General features: G+C 40.1%; 17 protein-coding genes. 14 read left to right on the forward strand and 3 right to left on the reverse strand.

The genetic code is table 11. The features are described 5' to 3' along the window. Nucleotides 1-15: 15 nt before the first annotated feature. Together BN8899_RS13425 and BN8899_RS13430 are read left to right on the forward strand one after the other, a co-directional pair. Nucleotides 16-579: a nitroreductase family protein gene (locus BN8899_RS13425; RefSeq protein WP_065219812.1), complete on the forward strand. Its 564-nt coding sequence runs from the start codon at nucleotides 16-18 to the stop codon at nucleotides 577-579. Nucleotides 580-595: 16 nt separating this feature from the next. After that, nucleotides 596-1,168 (forward strand): fumarylacetoacetate hydrolase family protein, encoded by a 573-nt coding sequence (locus BN8899_RS13430; RefSeq protein WP_065219813.1) that lies wholly within the window; start codon nucleotides 596-598, stop codon nucleotides 1,166-1,168. A 30-nt stretch (nucleotides 1,169-1,198) separates the two neighbouring features. On the opposite strand, the gene BN8899_RS13435 is transcribed toward BN8899_RS13430, so the two are convergent. The 3 genes from BN8899_RS13435 to BN8899_RS13445 form a co-directional block, all read right to left on the reverse strand. Beyond that, nucleotides 1,199-2,875 (reverse strand): AMP-binding protein, encoded by a 1,677-nt coding sequence (locus tag BN8899_RS13435; RefSeq protein ID WP_065219814.1) that lies wholly within the window; start codon nucleotides 2,873-2,875, stop codon nucleotides 1,199-1,201. Between the two features lie 330 nt (nucleotides 2,876-3,205). Continuing rightward, nucleotides 3,206-4,669 (reverse strand): aminoacyl-histidine dipeptidase, encoded by a 1,464-nt coding sequence (locus BN8899_RS13440; RefSeq protein WP_065219815.1) that lies wholly within the window; start codon nucleotides 4,667-4,669, stop codon nucleotides 3,206-3,208. A gap of 183 nt (nucleotides 4,670-4,852) precedes the next feature. Further along, complete coding sequence (locus tag BN8899_RS13445; RefSeq protein ID WP_148375433.1) at nucleotides 4,853-7,063, reverse strand: S9 family peptidase; 2,211 nt, start codon at nucleotides 7,061-7,063, stop codon at nucleotides 4,853-4,855. A gap of 434 nt (nucleotides 7,064-7,497) precedes the next feature. On the opposite strand from BN8899_RS13445, the gene tgt reads away from it, so the two are divergent. The 12 genes from tgt to BN8899_RS13505 all read left to right on the forward strand — a co-directional run bounded on the left by tgt (nucleotide 7,498) and on the right by BN8899_RS13505 (nucleotide 21,480). After that, the gene (tgt, locus tag BN8899_RS13450; protein WP_065219816.1) at nucleotides 7,498-8,628 is read left to right on the forward strand and encodes a tRNA guanosine(34) transglycosylase Tgt; all 1,131 of its coding nucleotides are present in this window, start codon (nucleotides 7,498-7,500) and stop codon (nucleotides 8,626-8,628) included. A gap of 22 nt (nucleotides 8,629-8,650) precedes the next feature. Next, entirely contained in the window at nucleotides 8,651-9,733 is a 1,083-nt protein-coding gene (locus tag BN8899_RS13455; protein ID WP_018337028.1) for an LptF/LptG family permease, read from the forward strand. Nucleotides 9,734-9,818: 85 nt separating this feature from the next. Then, nucleotides 9,819-11,294, forward strand: a complete 1,476-nt coding sequence (locus tag BN8899_RS13460; RefSeq protein WP_065219817.1) for a pseudouridine synthase — start codon at nucleotides 9,819-9,821, stop codon at nucleotides 11,292-11,294. A gap of 98 nt (nucleotides 11,295-11,392) precedes the next feature. Then, complete coding sequence (locus tag BN8899_RS13465; RefSeq protein WP_231932352.1) at nucleotides 11,393-13,381, forward strand: polysaccharide biosynthesis protein; 1,989 nt, start codon at nucleotides 11,393-11,395, stop codon at nucleotides 13,379-13,381. Next, nucleotides 13,381-13,875, forward strand: coding sequence for a UpxY family transcription antiterminator (locus tag BN8899_RS13470; RefSeq protein ID WP_065219819.1), 495 nt, complete (start codon nucleotides 13,381-13,383; stop codon nucleotides 13,873-13,875). Before BN8899_RS13465 ends, BN8899_RS13470 begins: the two co-directional genes overlap by 1 nt. 685 nt (nucleotides 13,876-14,560) lie before the next feature. Further along, complete coding sequence (locus BN8899_RS13475) at nucleotides 14,561-15,526, forward strand: hypothetical protein (RefSeq protein ID WP_065219820.1); 966 nt, start codon at nucleotides 14,561-14,563, stop codon at nucleotides 15,524-15,526. Beyond that, on the forward strand, nucleotides 15,523-16,626 hold the full coding sequence (locus tag BN8899_RS13480; protein ID WP_065219821.1) for an O-antigen ligase family protein: 1,104 nt from the start codon (nucleotides 15,523-15,525) through the stop codon (nucleotides 16,624-16,626). Before BN8899_RS13475 ends, BN8899_RS13480 begins: the two co-directional genes overlap by 4 nt. A gap of 22 nt (nucleotides 16,627-16,648) precedes the next feature. Then, the gene (locus BN8899_RS13485; protein ID WP_065219822.1) at nucleotides 16,649-17,530 is read left to right on the forward strand and encodes a glycosyltransferase family 2 protein; all 882 of its coding nucleotides are present in this window, start codon (nucleotides 16,649-16,651) and stop codon (nucleotides 17,528-17,530) included. Nucleotides 17,531-17,538: 8 nt separating this feature from the next. Continuing rightward, the gene (locus BN8899_RS13490; protein ID WP_065219823.1) at nucleotides 17,539-18,501 is read left to right on the forward strand and encodes a glycosyltransferase family 2 protein; all 963 of its coding nucleotides are present in this window, start codon (nucleotides 17,539-17,541) and stop codon (nucleotides 18,499-18,501) included. 111 nt (nucleotides 18,502-18,612) lie between these two features. Beyond that, complete coding sequence (locus BN8899_RS13495; RefSeq protein WP_065219824.1) at nucleotides 18,613-19,605, forward strand: glycosyltransferase family 2 protein; 993 nt, start codon at nucleotides 18,613-18,615, stop codon at nucleotides 19,603-19,605. Nucleotides 19,606-19,690: 85 nt separating this feature from the next. Continuing rightward, entirely contained in the window at nucleotides 19,691-20,617 is a 927-nt protein-coding gene (locus BN8899_RS13500; protein WP_065219825.1) for a glycosyltransferase, read from the forward strand. 50 nt (nucleotides 20,618-20,667) lie between these two features. Next, complete coding sequence (locus tag BN8899_RS13505) at nucleotides 20,668-21,480, forward strand: glycosyltransferase family 2 protein (RefSeq protein ID WP_065219826.1); 813 nt, start codon at nucleotides 20,668-20,670, stop codon at nucleotides 21,478-21,480. The last annotated feature ends 5 nt before the right edge of the window (nucleotides 21,481-21,485 follow it).

Raw genomic sequence — 21,485 nt, forward strand, 5'->3', positions numbered from 1 at the left:
AATCTGTTCGGATTTATGTTGAAAGAATTGTTATTGAAAAACAGGAGTTACCGTCGGTTTTACCAGGAAGTATGGATTTCTCGGGAAGAATTGCTTGATTTGGTGGAATTGACTCGTTATTGTGCTTCAGGAAGGAATGCACAAGCGTTGAAATACAAGCCGGTGTTTGATGCGGCAATGTGCGATAAAGTGTTTCATACTCTGGCTTGGGCGGGGTACCTGAAAGATTGGGACGGTCCCGAGGAAGGCGAGCGCCCCTCGGCTTATCTGGTTCAGTTGCTGGATACTTCTATCGTGGAAAATTGCTTGTGCGACGACGGGATTCAAGCTCAAACGATTTTGTTGGGTGCGGTGGAAGAAGGATATGGCGGGTGTATTATCAAAGCGTTCAAGAATGATGCGCTGCGTCAAATATTGCAGTTGCCCGAACACTTGAAGATCATGTATGTCATCGCTCTCGGAAAACCGAAGGAAACGGTGGTACTGGAATCCATGAAGGATGGGGATTTCAAGTATTGGCGTGATACGAATGGTACGCATCATGTACCGAAGAGGGGAATCGAAGATATTGTGATTTGATGATTTTTTTCCAATTATGAAATTGCTTGGCGTAGAATATAATGCCTCGGGAGAGGTCGCTTATGATGTTATCGGGGATAATGCCCTGTTAAGGAATAACGATGATTTCTATATTCCGGCTTTTGCCTCGGGGGTGAGTTGTGTTCCGCAGCTGGTGGTGAAGGTTGGGAGGATCGGAAAGTGTGTCGCGGAACGTTTTGCCGGACGGTATTACGAGGAAGTAGGGATCGGCATCCGTTTCTATGCCGATAATTTGGTCGAATCGTTGTCTACGAAAGGGCTGCCAACCACGATGGCTTATGCCTTTGACGGGGCGGCGGCTATATCCGAGCTAAAGAAATATGATTCGCCGGTTGCCGGCATTGAGTATTGGCTTCAATTGAACGGTCGGGAGGTGTTCCGGGGAAAAGTGAATGAACTTTCGTTAACTCCGGAAAAATTGATTGCCGGAATGTCAGAATATTATATGTTGAAAATCGGGGATTTAATTTATTGCGGGAATACTTTTCGACAACGGGGGCTAAAGATAGGCGATCATTTGCAGATGAGCCTTAATGGAAAATGTTTATTGGATTTCTATATAAAATAATAAAGTCGGTATTTACCGACTTTATTATTTTTATTTATTGTACAAGAATCGTTTGATCTTGTGTGTGGGTGTCTTCTCGAACGGTTCGTGTTGTACTAACACCAATTGTAGTTTTGAAAAGTTATTCACCCGGGCGTTCACGTAATCACGAAGTTCTTGTTTTTGCTCTTCGATATAATCGTTGATCTTTTCTTTGTAATCTCCTGCCTGGCTCTTCAATTTCTGGTATTGTTTTTCCAGTTCTTCCATGTTGAAATGAACCATCGCAACGAGCTTGCCGCTGTTTTCAACAACTAAGGACTCGTTCACGAAACGGAAATTATTGATGATTGATTCGATCTCTTCCGGGTAAACGTTTTCACCGGAAGCACCCAATATCATGGTTTTGATTCTTCCGCGGATGGAGAGGCGTCCTTTCTTGTCGAAAGAACCCAAATCGCCGGTCTTGAACCAACCGTCCTCGGTGAATACCTCGGCGTTGAGTTCCGGGCGTTTGTAGTATCCTTGCATCACGTTGGGACCTTTTATCCAGATTTCCCCTTGTCCGGTTTTGTCCGGTTCGTCGATACGGATTTGTACTCCTTCCATGATAGGTCCTACGCCTTGCAAGAATGTCTGGGAGGGATTCGATCCTGCCGCCATAGGTGCGGTTTCTGTCAAACCGTAGCCGATAGCGTAAGGGAATTTGGCTTCCCGTAAGAATTGTTCTACCGTTCCGTCCAGCTTGGATCCTCCGATACCGAAGAATACCAGTTCTCCCCCGAAGGTTTCCATGAGTTTTTTACCGGCCAACCGATTCAATAATTTACGAGTCGGGGCGAATTTGTAAATCATGCTCATGAATTTGGAACCCGTGAACTTGGGTAATATCTGTGTTTTGTATATCTTCTCGATAATCAACGGCACGGACAGGACAACGGTAGGACGTATTTTCTGCATCGCCGGAACCAACAGTTTTGGGGTCGGTACCCGGTCTAGATAATACACCTGTGCGCCGAACATCAAGGGTAACAATAACCCCAGCGTGTTCTCGTAGGTATGTGCCATCGGCAATATACTCAAGAATCGATCGGCTTCACTCACGTGTTGGATCGTACGGCATTGGCGTGCGTCCCACACGAGGTTTTTGTGCGTTAATACCACTCCTTTCGAGAATCCGGTTGTTCCTGACGTGTAGATGATCGATGCTACGTCTTCCTCCTCGATGGAAATTTCCGGAAGGGGAGTCGTGTTTTTCAGATTGATGTCTTGCACTAACTTGTCTAACTCTTCCGGTTGGTAACAACCTTCCGGAATTGTGGAGAAGTTATTGATCAGGATCTTATGTTCTAGGAAAGGTGTTTTTACATCTTCAAGACATTTTGCCAGTAAGCGGGAAACGAAGATTACCTTTACTTCGGCATGTTCCAGGATGTTTTGAAGTTCCGTGGAACAGAATCCCGGCAAGATAGGTACGGCAATAGCCCCGATATTCGCGATAGCAAATTGGGTGATTCCCCAGTTCGGCATATTCGCACTCAGGATAGCTACTTTGTCCCCTTTCTTTACGCCTAAATGAAGTAAATGATTGGCAATGGATACGACTTCGTTATATAAATCTTGGTAAGTTTTTTTTCCGCCTGCAACAAAATTTAAAGATAAATTTTTAGAAAACTTGGTACAACTGGTTTTCAGTAGTTCCGGTAACGTCAATTTCTTTAAAGTCATGTTTTAATAATATGAATTTTCCCTACAAAGATAATAAAGAAAATGATACGTTCTGGTTAAAATATTGCAAAATAGAGTAAATGACTTGAAGATGAGGCTAAAGTCGTAACGAAAGACCGGTTATTCCGTAAAGTTAAAGTTGGGGATATATATTCCGGAGAGCCTGTAAAATATATACGTGTAGGAGTATGTAATTTTCATAATTGAGATAGAACTTTACAACATTGTCGAACTGTTTAAATTTTGAAGGTCACGAGATTTCCTTGATAAAAAGTGAGTCAAAAGTGTAAAATACTCTTGACTCACTCGTGTTTTTTTTACTTTTTCGGTTTATTTTGTCGGGATCGCTGCAAGCGTAGCTTTCAGGAATTCCCAGAATTTGCCGACAGATTCGATGTTTACTTTCTCGTCCGGGGAGTGCGGGGAACTGATGGTCGGTCCGAAAGAAACCATGTCCCATTTCGGGTAAGTCGAACCGAGGATACCGCATTCCAGTCCGGCGTGGATAGCCATGATAGCGGGCTTTTTACCGTAGAGTTTCTGGTAAACTTCTTCCATCTCTTTGCGGATAGCCGAATCCGGATTGGGTTTCCAGCCCGGGTATTCGCCCACGAAGTTAATCTTGGAAGCACCTGCCAATTCAAATACGGCATCAACCACTTGTGCAAGGGCTGTTTTGGCTGTTTCAACAGACGAACGCATAAGCATATATATTTCAATCTTACCGTCACCGCCTTTTACGATAGCGAGATTGTTGGAAGTTTCTACCGTGTCCGGCATAGAGTCGATCATACGCATAGCACCGTTGGGGCAAGCTTTGATGGCGTTAATCACGTTGTGTTGCACGTTCTCCGGCATCACGTTTTTCGGCATAGCAGTTTCTTCCGCGAAAAGGGTGAGGTTCGGTTCTTTAGCACTCAATTCGGCTTTGAAGATTCCCTCGTATTCTTTTACTTTAGCCAAGAACTTGTCCACGTTAGCAGCCGGAACGGTAACGATACCGAAAGCCTCACGCGGGATAGCGTTTCTCATGTTTCCTCCTGACACGGATGCAAGGCGAAGTCCTAATTCTTTGCTAACAGCTTTCAAGAAGCGGAAGAATAATTTGTTGGCATTTCCTCTGCCCAAGTTGATGTCCATCCCGGAGTGTCCGCCTTTCAATCCTTTCAAGTTGATTTGGTATGCTTTGCTTCCGGCTGGCACGGCTTCCGGCGTGTACGTGAATTCAATTTCTCCGTCGATACCTCCAGCACAACCTACATATAATTCACCTTCGGTTTCAGAATCGAGGTTCAGCAGAATATCGCCTTTTACCCAGTTTGCACGAATGCCGTTGGCTCCGTCCATTCCGGTTTCCTCGGTAGCGGTGATCAATACTTCGATTGGTCCGTGAGGAATGTCTTTAGACAAGAGGATACCCATTCCGGCAGCAACACCGATACCGTTATCTGCGCCCAGGGTAGTCCCGTCCGCGGTTACCCATTCCCCGTCAATATACGCTTCGATCGGATCTTTGGTGAAATCGTGTTGTTTGTCCTCGTTTTTCTGGGGTACCATATCCAAGTGACCTTGAAGGATTACCCCTTTGCGGTTTTCCATGCCTGGAGTAGCGGGTTTGCTTAATAATATGTTGTGCGCTTCGTCCATTTCAGCGTGAATGCCGTTCTCTTTTGCCCAATTCATCACGGCTTCTCTCGCTTTTTCCTCGTGGTTAGAAGGACGCGGAACTTGAGTCAGTTTATAAAAGTTTTCCCAGATGGCCTTGGGCTCTAACGTACAGATACATTTACTCATAACGTTTTGTTTTTTAGTTTTATGGTTTAAGATTTCAACTCCCCTCTCGTGAAGACCGGAAGTTGGAAATCCGAATTATTTCTATCGAGGGCAAGTTATAAAAAAAATATATAAGTTGCGATTTTAAATGCAACTTATATATTTTTTTGTTTCGAGGTAACTTGAATCGATGCTTGAAATTACTTATTTCAAGTGTTGATTCAAATAATCCACGAACTTCGTGTACAGGTGCAGTCGGGTTGCGCCACCGTAAATGCTGTGATTTCGGTTCGTGTAGATCTGCATATCGAATTGTTTGTTCGCCTGCACGAGGGCTTCCGCCAGCTCGTAAGTGTTCTGCACGTGCACGTTGTCGTCGGCAGTCCCGTGGCATAACAACAAGTTGCCTTTCAAATTTTTTACCCAGTTGATGGGGGAGTTGTCGTTATAACCGGACGGGTTGTCCTGCGGGCGGCGCATGAAGCGTTCCGTGTAGATTGAATCATAGAAACCCCAGTGTGTCACGGGAGCCACCGCGATGGCGGTTGAGAACACGTCGTTTCCTTTCATCAGGCATAGGGACGACATGAATCCACCGAAACTCCAGCCCCAGATACCGACTTTTTGGGAGTCGATGTATGATTGGTCGGCAAGCCATTTGGCGGCCGCGATCATGTCGTCGCTCTCGATTTTCCCGAGTTGCATATACGTGCACTTGCGGAATTCCTCTCCGCGGGCGGCAGTCCCCCGGGGATCGATACAAGCCACGATATATCCTTCCTGCGCCAGGTATTGAGCCCAATCCATGCTCCATGAATTTTGTACTTGTTGTGAATTAGGACCGCTATATTGGGTAATTAATAAAGGATAGGCTTTCGTGGCGTCAAAATTGACCGGCTTCATGATCCACGCGTTCAACATGGTCTTGCCGTCGGCTGCTGGAATTTGAATATATTCTCTTTTTGCCACGGCATACTTTCCGAGCATTTCTTTCAAGGCTGCATTATCTTCCAGCGTGCGAACGGCTTTCCCGGTTGCGTTGTACAGGGTATACAGGGGAGGCATATCCGCGTTGGAAACTGTGTTCACGAAATATTTGAACGATTTGCTGAATTCAGCTTCGTTCCATCCTTTGGTGGGGGTTAATTTCTTTTTCTTGCCTTTCAAGTCGATGGAATAAACGTACTTTTCAAGAGGAGATTCCTCGTGAGAGGAGTAATAATATAATTTCTTAACTGGGTCATAACCGTAGAAATCGGCTACATCATAGTTGCCGGAAGTGATCGGTTGTACCTCTTTGCCGCCCATCGTGTAAAGATAAAGGTGTGAATAACCGTTTTTCTCGCTACTCATGATAAAATATTTCCCGTCTTCCGTGAAAACCAAGTTGTCCAGGTTTTCTTCGGCTATATAATATTTATTCTCTTCCCGGTAAAGGACGGTAGTACTCCCCACGCGGGCGTTGGCAAGCAGAATTTCCAAACGGTTTTGGAAACGATTCAGTTTCATGATTGCCAATCTCTTGGGATCCTGTGTCCATTTGATTCTGGGAATATAAATATCGGTTTCTTCCCCGATATTCATGGGTGTGGTAACCCGGTCTTTGATGTCATACACGTGAACGCTCACGACTGAATTCTTTTCCCCGGCTTTCGGATACTTGTAGGAATAGTTGGAGGGGTAAGTGGCGTTTTCTTTTAACGCGGGATATTGCCCTTGGAACATATTCATATGGTATATTTTCACGTCCGATTCGTTGAATTTAATGAATGCCAAAGCCGAACCATCGGGAGCCCACTCGAAGGCTTTGTTGAAGCCGAATTCCTCTTCGTACACCCAGTCGGGAGCCCCGTTGATGATCTCGTTGAACTTCCCGTCGAACGTGATTTGAATCTCGGAACCGAAACGCAAGTCGGAAATGAAAATATTATTATCCCGCACGAACGCTATTTTTGTCCCCACGGGCGAGAAGGTTGCCAAGCGCTGGCTGCCTCCCTCCGAAAGCGGCTTCAATTCTTTGTTCTTGAAATCGAAAACGTAATAATCTGCCGTGAAAGAACGACGATAAATCGGGCGGATATTCGTGTAAATCAAAATATGGCTTTCATCCGGGCTGAACTCGTAATTTTGAATCATCTTCACGTTACTGTACTTCGGGTCGTTCAAGTCCAGTATGGTACTGACGGCTTTTCCCGTTTTATAACTGTACATGACAAGTTTTTTTCCCCGCTCTTCCAACACGGTATAATGTTCCCCGTCATTCAGCGAGCGGAGTCCCATGATGCCATTTGTCCTGAAAGTATAGTTCAGGCAAAAATCATTTAGAGTAAACTTTTTGCCCTGGTTTTGTGCACTTCCGGGGAGGGCGAACCCCACGATAAACATACATACGATAAGTTTGAAAAACATCCTCATGGCGATTATTTTTAATTTTAACCCCACAAAGATATAAAAAATGGGGAAGATAGAGAACGTATCTTCCCCTGAAAATACGGCAGTCTTTATTTTTCAGGCGGTTTGATTCGGGTCGACCTACCTTCAATTCGGGGTAATCCCAAGGTAATCCTGCCTCTACTTACATGCGAGTAAGTTTTAACGTACTTGCAGCATCGCTGGTCAATGGTGTTGCAAGTGCCTTGTAACTGTTTTGTAACTGTTGAGAGGTAGTTTCTCCTTGGGATTACCATGGGATAACTGTCGTTTTGTGCTCTATGGACAAAGCGGGATCATGGTCAAAAGCACGCGCCCGTTTTGGGAGATTGCATGAGATGATACGTTTGAACCGGAAAAGTTAGTGTTGCAACTCTCGTTTAGTTGTGCTATCTTTGCAGGCTCAAAATCATGATTAGATGAAATATACCCTTTTAGCAACAGACAAGAATAGCGATGCACGGTGCGGTGTGTTGACCACGGATCATGGGAATATCGAAACTCCGATTTTTATGCCCGTGGGCACGGTGGGAACCGTGAAAGCGGTGCACGCGAGGGAATTGAAGGAAGATATTAAAGCCCAGATCATCTTGGGAAACACCTATCACTTGTATTTGCGTCCCGGCACGGGTATCTTGGAAGCCGCGGGAGGGTTACATAAGTTCAATTCGTGGGATCGTCCTATTCTTACGGATAGCGGTGGATTCCAGGTTTTTTCGTTAGGAGATTGTCGCAAGATCACGGAAGAGGGGGTAGTGTTTCGTTCTCACATAGACGGATCAAAACATCTGTTTACCCCAGAAAATGTGATGGATATACAACGGAAAATCGGGGCGGACATCGTGATGGCATTTGATGAGTGTCCCCCGGGACAAAGCGATTACGGGTACGCGAAGAAATCGCTGGAACTTACTCAACGTTGGTTGGAAAGATGCGTGAAGCAATTTGACGCCACGGAACCGCTATACGGTTATCATCAATCGCTTTTTCCCATCGTGCAGGGATGCGTGTATAAAGATTTGCGGGAACGGGCGGCAGAGCACGCCGTGGCCTTGAATCGTGAAGGGTACGCTATCGGGGGACTGGCTGTCGGCGAGGAAGCGGAAACAATGTACGAGATGATTCAAGTGGTCAATCGGATTTTACCACAAGATAAGCCTCGTTACCTGATGGGGGTCGGAACCCCGGAGAATATACTGGAAGCGATTTCCTTGGGCGTCGATATGTTCGATTGCGTGATGCCGACCCGCAACGGGAGAAACGGGATGTTGTTCACGACAGAGGGCGTAATCAATATAAAGAATAAGAAATGGGAGAGTGATTTTAGCACTATCGATCCCGCTGGATTGAGCTTCGCGGATACCGATTACTCGAAAGCTTATTTACGACATTTAATAAAAGCGGATGAAATTTTAGGCTTGCAAATTTGCTCGATCCATAATTTGTCGTTTTATTTGTGGTTAGTGCGGGAAGCACGCCAACATATATTGGCAGGGGATTTTGCGGAGTGGAAAACAAGGACAATTAAAAAAGTTACAAGAAGATTATAGTGCCGCGAGGTACCTGGTAAAAATGAAAAAAATAGACCTCTATATTATCCGGAAATTCTTGGGTACCTTCTTTTTTTCGATGGTACTGATTCTGAGTATTGTGATCGTTTTCGACCTTTCGGAACGCTTGGAGAAATTCCTCGAGAAGCAAGCCCCGGTGCAGGCGATTATTTTCGATTATTACGTGAATTTCGTGCCGTATTTCGCTAATATGTTTTCTGCCTTGTTCACGTTTATCTCCGTGATTTTCTTTACTTCCAAGATGGCTTATAATAGCGAAATTATTGCAATCTTGAGTACCGGAATCAGTTTCCGGCGTATGGTGCGCCCGTACATGATTGCTGCTGGGGTCATTGCTTGTTTGTCTCTTTTGTTGAGCGCGTTTATTATTCCGAACGCGAATAAGAAGCGAATAGATTTTTCTGAAAAATATATATGGAAAGCGTATAATTTCAAGGAGAATAATGTTCACCAACAGGTGGCTCCCGGCGAATATATCTACATGAGTGGTTTTAATATTTACCGCAAGCGGGGGGATAATTTTACCTATGAGGTGTTCAAGGATGACACGCTTGTCAGTAAATTGTCAGCCGAGTCGATCACGTGGAACGAGGAAAAAAAGAAATGGACGCTGGATAAGTGGGTCGCTCGTGAATTTGACGGGATAAACGAAACTTATACTGTCGGGAAAGAGAGTATAGATACCGTCTTGAATTTTAAGGTAGAAGAGTTTACCGAAGACCCGAAAAAGATCAAAGAACGTTTGACGTTACCGGAACTGGACGAATATATCGCCCGGCAAAAATTGCGGGGGAGTAGTAACGTGGTGGAATACCAGATCGAGAAGTACAAGATGTTCTCGGGGGCTTTTTCCACTTTTATTCTGACATTAATTGGCGTGAGCATTGCCTCCCGGAAAATACGCGGGGGGATGGGATTCCACTTGGGATTGGGTTTGTTAATCAGTTTTTCATACATTTTATTCATGCAATTTTCGACGGTTTTTGCAACCAATGGAAACATGAATCCGTTATTAGCGGTATGGATACCGAATATCCTGTTCTCTGTGGTGGCGTTTTTTGTTTACAGGGCGGCACCGAAGTAATTGAAAGTTGAAAATGAAAAATTGCAAATGAGCATCGGCTCGTGTGATGGATATAAAATCAAAAATTAAAATTGGTAATTAGAACATGAGTAGGGAAACTAAAAGACCTAGGATTACTAGACCGATCGAGAATCGTGATGAGAATCGTCGGAGCAACACACAAAATTTCGGAAACCGTGAGGGTGGAGAAAGAGAATTCAAAAGACCTAACCGTTTCAATACGGATCGCTCTGATCGGGAGCAAGGATATGGATTTATCCGTGATTTGAACCAAGAAAGGGAGAGAGAACAATCCGGGGATTCGGACAACGGGAATCGTTATCGTCGGGAGACGGATGGAAACCGGGAAAGAGGAACACGTGAAGGCAATCGTTTTGAAAACCGGGATAATAATAGCCGGGGACCGAGAAGATCGTTTGACAGAGATAACCGGGATAACCGGGACAATCGAGATAGTCGATACAACCGGGATAGCCGGGATAATCGATACAATCGGGATCGGAATAGCCAGGATAACCGGGACAATGGTAATCGGGATCATCGCAACTATCGCGATCGTGATAATCGTGACAACCGGGATAACAGGGAATATCGCAATAACCGGGATTCAGACCGGGGAGAACGTCGGGAAAGACGTCCCCAGGAGGGTAACCGGGATAACCGTTTTCAAGACAGGAATCGTAACGAGTACCGGAGAGATGATCGCCGGGAAAGGGAGAATCGGGAAGATCGTGGCGATCGCCGGGAAAGATTTATCGAACGCCCGAGAAGATCATTTGATGGTGACGGGGGGGCGAAAAGCGTGTACAGTAAGAAAAAGCAAATAGAATTCCGAAAGAAAAATGAAGGTCAGGAGACGGAATTACGTTTGAATCGTTTTATTGCCAAGGGGGGAATTTGTTCCAGGCGTGATGCCGACGTGTTGATTACTTCCGGGCGAGTAAAAGTGAATGGTGAAGTTGTGCAGCAAGTGGGAGTAAAAGTAAAACGAACGGATAAAGTCGAGGTGGACGAACAGATGATCGTGCCGGAACGTAAAGTATATATCGTGCTGAATAAACCGAAAGATTACGTGACCACGGTGGAAGATCCGCTGGAGCGAAAAACCGTGATGTCCTTGATCGAAGGGGCTTGCAAAGAGCGGGTTTATCCGGTCGGGCGTTTGGATCGTCAGACCACGGGCGTATTGCTTTTCACGAATGATGGCGATTTAGCCAAAAAATTGACGCACCCGAAGTATAACCAAAAAAAGATTTATCATGTATTCTTGGATAAGGTGGTAAAATCCGGTGATTTGGAGGCGATACGGAAAGGTATCGATCTGGAAGACGGGTTCGTGCAGGCTGACGATGTTCAAGTTGCAGCCGATGACCGGACTCAAGTCGGAATCGAGATCCATTCGGGGAGAAACCGCATCGTTCGTAGGATATTCGAGCACTTGGGATACCAGATTCTTCGATTGGATCGGGTATTCTTTGCCGGGATAACAAAGAAAAATTTGCCGAGAGGACGTTGGCGATTTTTAACCCAGGACGAGATAAATGTATTAAAAGCGTACTGAAAAAATTTTTATTTTTAATATATAACTATTACCTTTGCGGGTGTCCACCTTTAAGGAGTGGTTATCCGCGAAGGTTTTTTATTTATATTAATAATGATATGGTTGCATTTATCGCTAACGGTCTGTACCGAATGAGGACATTACATTCATTTTCATACACGCCTAGATGGATTGTATTCTTGATAGACGTGGCGCTTTGCATAATGGCTGTAAGTGTCGCTTACCTGATTTGGGTCAACTTCCAAATTGACCGGATGAGGTTCGGTTTCGTTTTAAACGGGGCTCTCGTTATCGTGGGGGTTCGTATGATTAGTTTCGTGTTGGGGCGTACTTATTCCGGCATAGTGCGTTTCACGGGAACGGAAGATGCTTTACGCATCTATTACGTCTTGACGGCAGGGGAGGTCGCTCTTTTCCTGGGAGACGGTATTTATTTTCTGTTGTTCGGGGAAGCTTATATTCCCTTGTCTGTACTTCTTACCGAGTACGTGGGTCTAACGAGCGTGATGATCATGAGTCGCATGATCGTGAAAAAAGTTTTCTCCCAGTACATAGGAGCTGAACGCACGAAAAAGAACGTTATTATTTGTGGCAGCGACGAGTACGGGATCATGGCAAAACATGCCATGGATAACGTGGAAGACGCCACGTATAATATATTGGCTTTTATCGACGTGAACAACCGTAAAGCGGGGAAAGTTCTTGAAGGGGTCAAGATTTATAAAATGTCGGCGTTGCCGGGATTGTTGAAGCGTTACCGGGTAGATAAAGTGGTGATCGCTAAAAAACAGATCTCAGTTGATAAAAAGCGTGAGATCGTTGAAATCTGCTTGGCAGCTAATGTCGTTGTGCTCGAAGTTCCTCGTTTCGAGAGTTGGATTAACGGGGAATTAAGTATGCGTCACATTAAAAATATAAAGATCGAGGATTTGCTCGAGCGTGACGTGATCCATATGGACGAGATGAATTTGCGCAAACAGTTGTTGAATAAAGTCGTGTTGGTGACGGGGGCTGCCGGTTCTATCGGTAGCGAGATCGTGCGTCAGTTGACACACTTTAATCCCTCGATGATCGTGTTGTTCGATCAAGCAGAGTCTGCGCTTTATGATATAGAGTTGGAACTGAAGGAGGAATGCGGTTTCACGGATTACAAGATCGAGATTGGCGATGTACGCGATCAGGGACGGGTAGAAGGAATATTCCGGACGTACAAGCCTAATATTGTTTACCACGCGGCGGCTTACAAGCACGTGCCGATGATGGAAAAGCATCCGATAGAAGGTGTGAAAACCAATATCCTGGGTACGAAGAACGTCGCTGATTGTGCTGTCAAGTACGATTGCCAACGTTTCGTGATGATCTCTACCGACAAGGCGGTAAACCCGACCAATGTCATGGGGGCAAGCAAACGTATTGCCGAGATTTATACACAGTCATTGAATCGAATCGCGAATACTCGTTTTATCACGACACGTTTCGGAAACGTTTTAGGTTCCAATGGTTCTGTTATTCCCCGTTTCAAGAAGCAAATCGAGGCGGGAGGTCCGGTTACGGTAACACATCCCGAGATCACCCGATTCTTTATGACAATCCCGGAGGCTTGCCAACTGGTATTGCAAGCCGGGGCTTTGGGTAGCGGGGGAGAGATATTCGTGTTCGACATGGGTAAGAGTGTCAAGATCGTTGATCTGGCACGTAAGATGATAAAGCTTTCCGGTTACGAGATCGGAAAAGATATTCATATCGTGTTTACCGGCTTGCGTCCGGGAGAAAAGTTGTACGAGGAAGTTCTCAACGTGAAAGAAACAACTTTACCCACTGTGCACGAGCGAATTAAGATAGCTAAAGTGCGTGAATATAATTATAGTGAAGTGGTCGATTCAATCAAAGCTCTTGATGTAGCTTTGCAAACAAGAGATAACTTTGCCGTGGTAAAACAGATGAAATGTATCGTTCCTGAATTCAAATCCAAAAACTCCACTTACGAGTCCATTGATTTCCAAATGGAGGAAGAGGGGGTAGAGCATCATATGCAAGAGGTGCTGGATAAGATTCAGGTAACTGAAAATTTAGAAGTGAGAGAATAATGGAGCAGACGAATTGGTATGCCATATATACCGCCTTTCGGGCGGAAAAACGTGTAAAGGAGCGACTTGACCAAGCTGGAATAATGAATTATATCCCCTTGCGTGTCGTGAAGCTGGTACTCGGAGGGCAGGAAAAGCAAGTGGAAGTTCCTCTTTTTAGCGGTTGTGTATTCGTTCGGGTTACACGTTCCGAATTTTCAAAAGTTCTGTGTATAGCGGGTGTAATATCTTTTTTGTGGGAGGGTGAAATCCCTGTGGTATATTCCGACCAGCAAGTGGAATCTTTACGTCTTTTGAATGATCGAGCCGTTGATATTGATATGGTTGAAGACAATATTCGGGGCTATTCTCCCGTGCGTGTTGTTCGAGGTGAGCTTTCTGGGCTTGAAGGTGAGTTGATTGATGACCAAGAGGTATGTCGAATTTTGGTATGGGTGCCTCGGATGGGGAACGTGATTGCTGTTATATCTAAGGATAGTGTGGTTTCTTTGTAAATATTCTTTTCCCGCAGAAGAACTACTGAAGAACTACCGAAGAACTACTGTAATAATCTCTCTCTGTCGTTTGTGCTTCGTTTGTGCTCTTGTGTGTCTATATTAAAGATTATAGCAACATAGGAGCAACACGGTTCCGACACTGTCAGTAGAGTATGTTTTCTTTGGGACTTCGGTGGGATTACAGTGGGTCTTCAGTAGGAATAGGGGGGGTAATCGTGAGATTTGAAATAATCACTGTGTATAATAATTTCGGATATTTCTTGCACTTTCATTTGTAGACTAAAGAAATATAATATCTTTTCTCTTTTGTTTCGAAAGTTAATAAGAAAGAGATACAGAAAACATTATTTTAGAGAGTGCCTTAATTGTATGTTCTGAGAAAAATAAGAATAATTATTATTTACTTTAGTTTGGCTAGGAATATAGGGGAATATCAATGATTTTATGCTTTTCTGTGCAATTTGTGGTATTATGTGTTTTGTTATTTAAAGTATGTGGGGAACTTTTTACTGTTCTTGCGTATGATGTTTTGGTGGAAATGTTTGTTTTAACTGTTAATTTTTATATCTTTGAAAATTTATTTTGTGTCTCATTCACAATTGTACTTATTTGATAATTTGCTGATTGGGGCATTTTGTTTTAATAGATGCTAATTATTGGGAGAAATTAATTATTATATGTGATGGAAAATGAAGATAAATTGAAAGGCCTTGATCCTTTAACTATGTTTGAAAGAGTGTGGAATGGTAAAAAAAAGCTTTTGCTTATTTTGTGTATAGGGTTGATTGTCGGATTGCTTATTTCTTGGAGTATTCCTACGGCTTATTCGACTATAGTAAAGATAGTACCAGATAAATCAACTATTGAAAACAGTAATTTTATTTCAGATGTGATCAAAAGTAAACCTTTTTTGCTAAAATTCTGGGATTTGAAGGTTGCTAAATTAGATAGTGATTCTATAATATTGTTACGTGATTATATGTTGAAGGAGCAGAAATTTCCTTGGTGGAAAGGAATTATGGATATACCTTCAAAAATACAAAAATGGAGGCATGGTGAGCCTGTTTATATTGATACCATAAATTTATTTCGTCTTGCTCCGGAGCAAATGGCTTTTGTTTCAAGAATGAGTAAAAATATTAAAGTACAGATGGATAAACGTAACGGAGTCATGAATCTGTTTGTTGTAATGCAAGATCCGATGATTTCAGCTGTAGTGGCAGATGAAATATTTAAAGATATGCAAGAATTAGTACGTGAAAAAAAGACATATAAAGCAAATATGGATGTCCAATTTTACGAAAAATTACTTTTAAAAGCTCGTTCAAATTATGAAGTTAAACAACGGGAGTTAGAGGAATATATATCTTCTCAAGGAAAAAAGAATTCGGTGATTTCGTCTTTGGAGCAAGCTTTTTTAAAGCAAGAGTTTGAATCTATGTACAAGCCGTATGTTACAATGATGGAGGAAGTGGATAAGGCGAAAATGAAAGTGCAGGAAGAATCTCCAACATTTGCTGTTATTGAGCCAGCTTCGGTTCCTTCTTATCCTAGTGAACCTCGAACTTTATTGATTGTTTTGGGGTGTATATTTTTCTTTGGTTTCTGTGGTGTAATCGGTTTGTTGATCAAAGGGATGTTTAAATGAAAAACGTTATCTCTTTTAATGGATTATACAATATATTTTTCGTCTTAGGTTTTTATGTTTTTACCTATGCTACAAATATATATATAGTGTTTTCATGTGCTGTCCTATTTTGTGTTTTTTTAGCTTCCGCAGAAAAATACAGGAAAATGTTATATATGTATTTATTTATGACAATTTTATTGGTTGTTTTTTATCTTATTATTCATGATGGTGGGGCTGCTTATCGTATATTTAAGACATTAACGTTAGTATGGATTACACTTTTTATTCCAATGATTGATAATTTGAAAATTAATAAGGTTCTTCACTATTTTCTTCTCGGAAACGCAGGATTGGTATATCTAGATGTGTTCTTATATAATGTGTTGGGATTTTCTTTGACAACAGGTGTGGAAACATACGGATTTATGCGCTTTTCTGGAGTTATTGAAGATTCTAATTTCTTTTCTTATATGTTGTTTTGCTATATTTATTATTTAAAAATGACAACAGGAAAGTATAATTTCTTTTTAATTGGAGCGGTATTGCTTTCTTTTTCGCTTTCTTTGATTGTGGTCATGTTTTGTATATTTATTCTTTTTCAAATAAAAAGTCTGTGGGCTTTGTCTGAAGTCAATACAAAAATATTAGGTGGCATTTGCGTTCTTGCTATTTTTTTGATATATTATGGGCTATTATTTGTATTAACAACAGTTCGAAATATTGATACTTCAAATGATTATATGGCAGAAAAGCTTGTGTCTTTGTCCTTGCGTTTTGAAAGTCAATTAGAGGCTTTTGATGCATTGGCTTTTGATCATGATTACTGGTGGGGTATTGGAGCTGGCAAGACGCGTGAGATTACAGCAAAAGGGATGAATCTTCATAATTCTTTTCTACAAGTATTGTTGGAGATGGGGATATGTTGTTTGTTGATCGTTTTTGCTTTTAGTGTCTTTTGTTATCATTATCTAGATAAATGTTTTGTGTTGTTGTTTATAGCTCTATTTTTATTGGGGAATGTTTTAGAAGTATTTTATTTCCCCTTATTGTCTTTTATTCTATTTTTGTCAGCGGTTTATAAAAATGAAAGTAAAGATAAGTGTTTATCGGAGACATAAAGAATACTGTAAATTTGTATAGATGAATATTAGTTTAATACTTTGTACCAGAAATCGTAGAGATATATTAATTCATAACTTGAGAATCTTTGCAGATCAGTTATATGAAGATGATGAAGTTATTGTTGTTGATAGTAGTGATGAACTTAAAAAGATAGAGAGAGAAGATATTCCTGAACTTAAGTCAATAATTCGTTATTTTCATACTCGACCCGGATTACCTTTACAGAGGAATTATGGGATTGAAAGGGCTACATGTGATTTGGTTATGTTTTTGGATGACGATATTTATCTTTACTCTGGTGCTTTGGAACAAGTAAGAATTTTTTTTGGACAGTACAGGAATATTGAGGCTGTAACTGGAGCATTATCTGAGAAAATATTGCCTTCCAAGGTTGCAAGAACGTTTCAATATGTGTTTGGAAAATTATTTTTTACATCCTATTTTGGGAAGACTTCATTGACTCCTGGAGGACTGCCTGTTTTGGCATTGGATACGTTTAAGACGCATCCAGCAAGATTTTTAAGAGGAGGTTTTTCTGTATATAGAAGAACTGTTTTTGATTGTATACGTTATGATGAGTATTTTAAGGATTATGCTTATTTAGAAGATACAGAATTTTCTATACAATTTAACAAGCATTTTAAAGCCTACTTTTTGGATCAGTTTAAAGGATTTCATGCACATGAGTCAACAAGGAGTAAAGACCAGAGTAATTATCGTAAACAATATGTGATGAATTATGTGTATATTTACCAGAAACATCAATTAGGTTCGATTTTTAAACTGAAATGGGTTTTGTTTGGGTTACTTATCGTTAATGGTGTAAAGAGCTTGCTAGAAAAAAATTCTTCTTTTTTTAAAGGTACTTTACTTGGAATAAAACAAATACGTCTAAAGTAGTTTGAAGTATGGATAGAATATCTATAATTATTCCTGTTTACAATTTAGCGTCTTACATACGACGTTGTTTGGATTCGGTAATTAATCAAACTTATAAAGAGTTAGAGATTATTGTTGTAAACGATGGCAGTAAAGATAATTCATTAGAAATATTGCAGGAATATGCTTCAAGAGATGCAAGGATAAAAGTTATAGATAAAGAGAATGGGGGGGTAACTTCTTGCCGAAGAGTTGGGGTTGAATTTGCTCAGGCTGAGTATATTTTTTTTCTGGATGGAGATGATTGGTTGGAAAATGAAACATTGGAATATTTATACACATGTGCTGAGAATAAGAAGGCTGATATTGTTTTAGGTAATTTTTTTTATAGTAGTGATGTGAAAAATATGCCTATTCAATCTGATAGTTTCGATACAATTTCATCTCCAGAGTTTATTTATCAGTTAGCATATGGTAAACAATTTTGGGGACTGTGCATGAGGCTAATAAAGACTTCTATTTGTAAAAAGATGATTATTCCGGAAAGGTTAAGTATGGCAGAAGATATGGTTGGAATGTTGCAATTAGCCTTCTATGCTCGAACTGTTACTAAAAGTGATTACTATGGCTATCATTATTATCAACGACACGGAGCGGCGACGAAATCTCCAACATTAAAGCATGCTGAAGATGCTTTATTGGCTGCAAAATATATTACTGATTTTTTTAAGGAACGTGGTTGTTTTGAAAAATACTTTACTGAAATAGCTTGGATTAATTTACGTTGTTTATTAACTTCATGCAATCAAGGAGGGATTTCACGAAATGATCCTTTGGTTGTGCAAGTGTATAAGCAATATTATCGGAAAAAGTATTTGGCTATTTTTACAAAGCCGCATCGTTTGATTTTATTTGGATTTAAAAATGGAATTAATTTATATAAATTGTTGTTTTTATTTAGAACGTGGAAATATACTATTATGAGGCGGTAAAAGACGGTGAAAATGATATTTCGTTACTTGTCTGAGTATAAAAATTACAACGATCGTGATTATTTCTAATGGAAAGAAGATTTGAAGTATTGATAAATCGAATTAATTGCTATGAAATTTTCAATAATAGTTCCTGTATATAATGTAAAGGAATGTATAGAAAACTGCTTGAACTCAGTGGTAGCTCAATTGTATGATAATATAGAATGTATTATAGTTGATGATTGTTCTCCAGATGATTCAATGGTTGTTGTAGCCTCATTTCTCTCTAAGTATAAAGGAAATATTACTTTCAAAATTGTAACTCACGAGAAAAATAAAGGTCTTTCTGCTGCCCGAAACTCGGGAGTGAAGGTTGCAACAGGGGATTATTTATTTTTTTTAGATAGTGATGATGAATTGTCTTTAAATGCAATGGAGTTGTTCGCTAGCAATTTAAAAAAATATGGGGATGCTGATTTTTTGATTGGTAATTTTGAGATTTTGGGCGCATTGAATTATAGCCCTTTACGGACAGAGGCTCTTTTAGATTCTAATGATAAAATATTAGAAGCATATATTCTTGGTAAGTGGTATGTGATGGCGTGGGGTAAACTAATTAATCGTAATTTTTTCTTTCAGAAAAATTTGTGGTTTAAAGATAATTTGTTACATGAGGATGAGTTATTTTCTTTTCGTCTTGCCATGTTTGCTTCTAGGATGGTCTCTATAAAGGAGAATGTATATAGATATGTTATTCGAAATAATTCTATCACAACAAATAGAAAGGAGAAGAATTATTGGGATTATCTGTGGATTATTTCTGAGAATATAAGTTTAGTGTATGAGCAAATACCTGTTTCTTTTTATAAATCTTTTTATTCTTATTTTGTTTCTGTGTTATATACTCATTCTTTTTTTATATTGAACGAAAATAAGTTGAGTGTTGATAATAAAAAGGATATGATGCGAGAAGTAAGGAGATTACTTGTTATTATACATAGAATGAGGAAAGGGTGTTCGATAAAAGTTCGATTGAAATGCCATATGTTACATGTCCCTTATAAGATTATATTAATGGAAATGAAAATACATTATTGGATGCGGAAATTATGTAAGTATTGATTGTACATGAGGGATTCTATATATTTTGATAGATGATAAGTATATTATATGATGATTTTATTTAAGTTTTAAGGATGATGATAATATGATACTAGTAAGCGTATTGATGCCCACGTATAATCATGAAGTTTTTATAGCAGAGGCAATAGATAGTTTTCTTGCGCAACAAGTTTGTTTTGATATTGAGTTATTAATTGGAGATGATTGTTCGTCTGATACAACTTCTTTAATTGCTAGAACCTATGCGGAAAATTATCCTGATAAAATTCATTTTTTTCAGTATGCGGAGAATAAAGGATTAATGTTGAATTATAAATACTTATTAGGACAGGCTAAAGGGAAATATATCGCTATACTAGAAAGTGATGATGTGTGGATAGATCATTCTAAACTTCAAAAGCAAGTGGATAAAATAGAACACTCGAATAATTGTGGTCTAGTATTTTCAAATTGGGTTACTATTGATTATAGTTCTAATGAGATTGCATATTCAAAAACACCGGGGAAGAGTGTAAATTATTCGAATTTATTGAGAGAAAATATGGTCGCGGCGGTTACTGCATTGTTTTCGAGGAAAATGTTTGATTTGTATTGCAATATAGATGAATATATTTCATTGGGTTTTAAAACTTTTGATTATCCTGTTTGGTTATCAATAAGTGCTCATGCTAATGTGGTTTATTTGGATGATTATACAGCAGGTTATCGACACTTGACGACTTCGATCAGTAACAATAGTAACTATCAACGAGCTTTAGGATTTAATCAGAGTATTGATTCTATTGTTCAATATATTGTTAATAAGTATGGTCGGGGTGGATTGTCGCAACGAGAACTTCAGAATTCCAAGGTATTTCGTTATGTGATACTTGCTTTACAGTTTGGGAAGTTTTTTCAAGCAATAAAAATGATTGGGAGATTGCATATTGTTGACTTGAGGACTTTTGTTATAAAATTTTTCCCATGGATTTGGATTTGTAAAAATAAGAAAATCGTTGGGACAAGACGATAATTTTTTAGTTATGAATCTTTATTTTACCTTTGTGTTTCATGATAAAAACTATGTTAGTTACAGCTTCAATTGTTACATATAGAAATAAGAAAGAGGTATTAGATGCAGCCGTTAACAGTTTTCTTAATACGGATATGGATATTCGATTGTATATTGTAGATAACTCTCCTAATGATACAATTCGTACATGGTATACTGATCCTCGGATAATATATATATATAATAAGAAGAATATAGGATTTGGTGCTGCTCATAATATAATTATGCGTGATGTTTCTAAACTTGGTAAATATCACCTAGTATTAAATCCAGATATTCGCTTTAAGAAAGAAACAATTGAGGCTATATATCAATTTATGGAGAAAAATCCTAATATTGGGAATTGTATGCCTCGGATTATATATCCTAATGGTGATTTGCAGTATTTGTGTAAGTTGTTACCAACACCTGTCGACTGGATTATTCGAATGTTTATTCCTTCTAAAAAGTTAAGGGCTAAAATCGATTATTGGTTTGAGATGCGTTTTACGGGGTATGATAAAATCATGGATGTACCATATTTATCTGGTTGTTTCATGTTTTTAAGAACAGAGGTAATAAAGGAGATTGGCGTGTTTGATGAAGGTATTTTTATGTATGGAGAAGATACGGATTTAAATCGTCGTATTTTTCAAAAATATCGAACAGTTTATTTTCCGGAACGGACTATTATCCATGATTTTGAAAAGGGATCTCATAAAAATTTGCGTTTATTCTGGATTCATGTGAAGGCTGCTGTCTATTATTTGAATAAGTGGGGGTGGTTTTGGGATTCAGAAAGAAAAAGAATAAATCGTCAAATAAAAGAACAATATAAAAGTTGAGATGG

Origin of the sequence: Butyricimonas sp. Marseille-P2440 (assembly GCF_900091675.1) — a bacterium.
GTDB lineage: Bacteria > Bacteroidota > Bacteroidia > Bacteroidales > Marinifilaceae > Butyricimonas > Butyricimonas synergistica.

Bases quoted from the DNA above. Each gene is read 5' to 3' on its own strand.
- BN8899_RS13425 (WP_065219812.1), top strand. From the start codon at position 16: ATGTTGAAAGAATTGTTATTGAAAAACAGGAGTTACCGTCGGTTTTAC.
- BN8899_RS13430 (WP_065219813.1), top strand. From the start codon at position 596: ATGAAATTGCTTGGCGTAGAATATAATGCCTCGGGAGAGGTCGCTTAT.
- BN8899_RS13435 (WP_065219814.1), bottom strand. From the start codon at position 2,875: ATGACTTTAAAGAAATTGACGTTACCGGAACTACTGAAAACCAGTTGT.
- BN8899_RS13440 (WP_065219815.1), bottom strand. From the start codon at position 4,669: ATGAGTAAATGTATCTGTACGTTAGAGCCCAAGGCCATCTGGGAAAAC.
- BN8899_RS13445 (WP_148375433.1), bottom strand. From the start codon at position 7,063: ATGAGGATGTTTTTCAAACTTATCGTATGTATGTTTATCGTGGGGTTC.
- tgt (WP_065219816.1), top strand. From the start codon at position 7,498: ATGAAATATACCCTTTTAGCAACAGACAAGAATAGCGATGCACGGTGC.
- BN8899_RS13455 (WP_018337028.1), top strand. From the start codon at position 8,651: ATGAAAAAAATAGACCTCTATATTATCCGGAAATTCTTGGGTACCTTC.
- BN8899_RS13460 (WP_065219817.1), top strand. From the start codon at position 9,819: ATGAGTAGGGAAACTAAAAGACCTAGGATTACTAGACCGATCGAGAAT.
- BN8899_RS13465 (WP_231932352.1), top strand. From the start codon at position 11,393: ATGGTTGCATTTATCGCTAACGGTCTGTACCGAATGAGGACATTACAT.
- BN8899_RS13470 (WP_065219819.1), top strand. From the start codon at position 13,381: ATGGAGCAGACGAATTGGTATGCCATATATACCGCCTTTCGGGCGGAA.
- BN8899_RS13475 (WP_065219820.1), top strand. From the start codon at position 14,561: ATGGAAAATGAAGATAAATTGAAAGGCCTTGATCCTTTAACTATGTTT.
- BN8899_RS13480 (WP_065219821.1), top strand. From the start codon at position 15,523: ATGAAAAACGTTATCTCTTTTAATGGATTATACAATATATTTTTCGTC.
- BN8899_RS13485 (WP_065219822.1), top strand. From the start codon at position 16,649: ATGAATATTAGTTTAATACTTTGTACCAGAAATCGTAGAGATATATTA.
- BN8899_RS13490 (WP_065219823.1), top strand. From the start codon at position 17,539: ATGGATAGAATATCTATAATTATTCCTGTTTACAATTTAGCGTCTTAC.
- BN8899_RS13495 (WP_065219824.1), top strand. From the start codon at position 18,613: ATGAAATTTTCAATAATAGTTCCTGTATATAATGTAAAGGAATGTATA.
- BN8899_RS13500 (WP_065219825.1), top strand. From the start codon at position 19,691: ATGATACTAGTAAGCGTATTGATGCCCACGTATAATCATGAAGTTTTT.
- BN8899_RS13505 (WP_065219826.1), top strand. From the start codon at position 20,668: ATGTTAGTTACAGCTTCAATTGTTACATATAGAAATAAGAAAGAGGTA.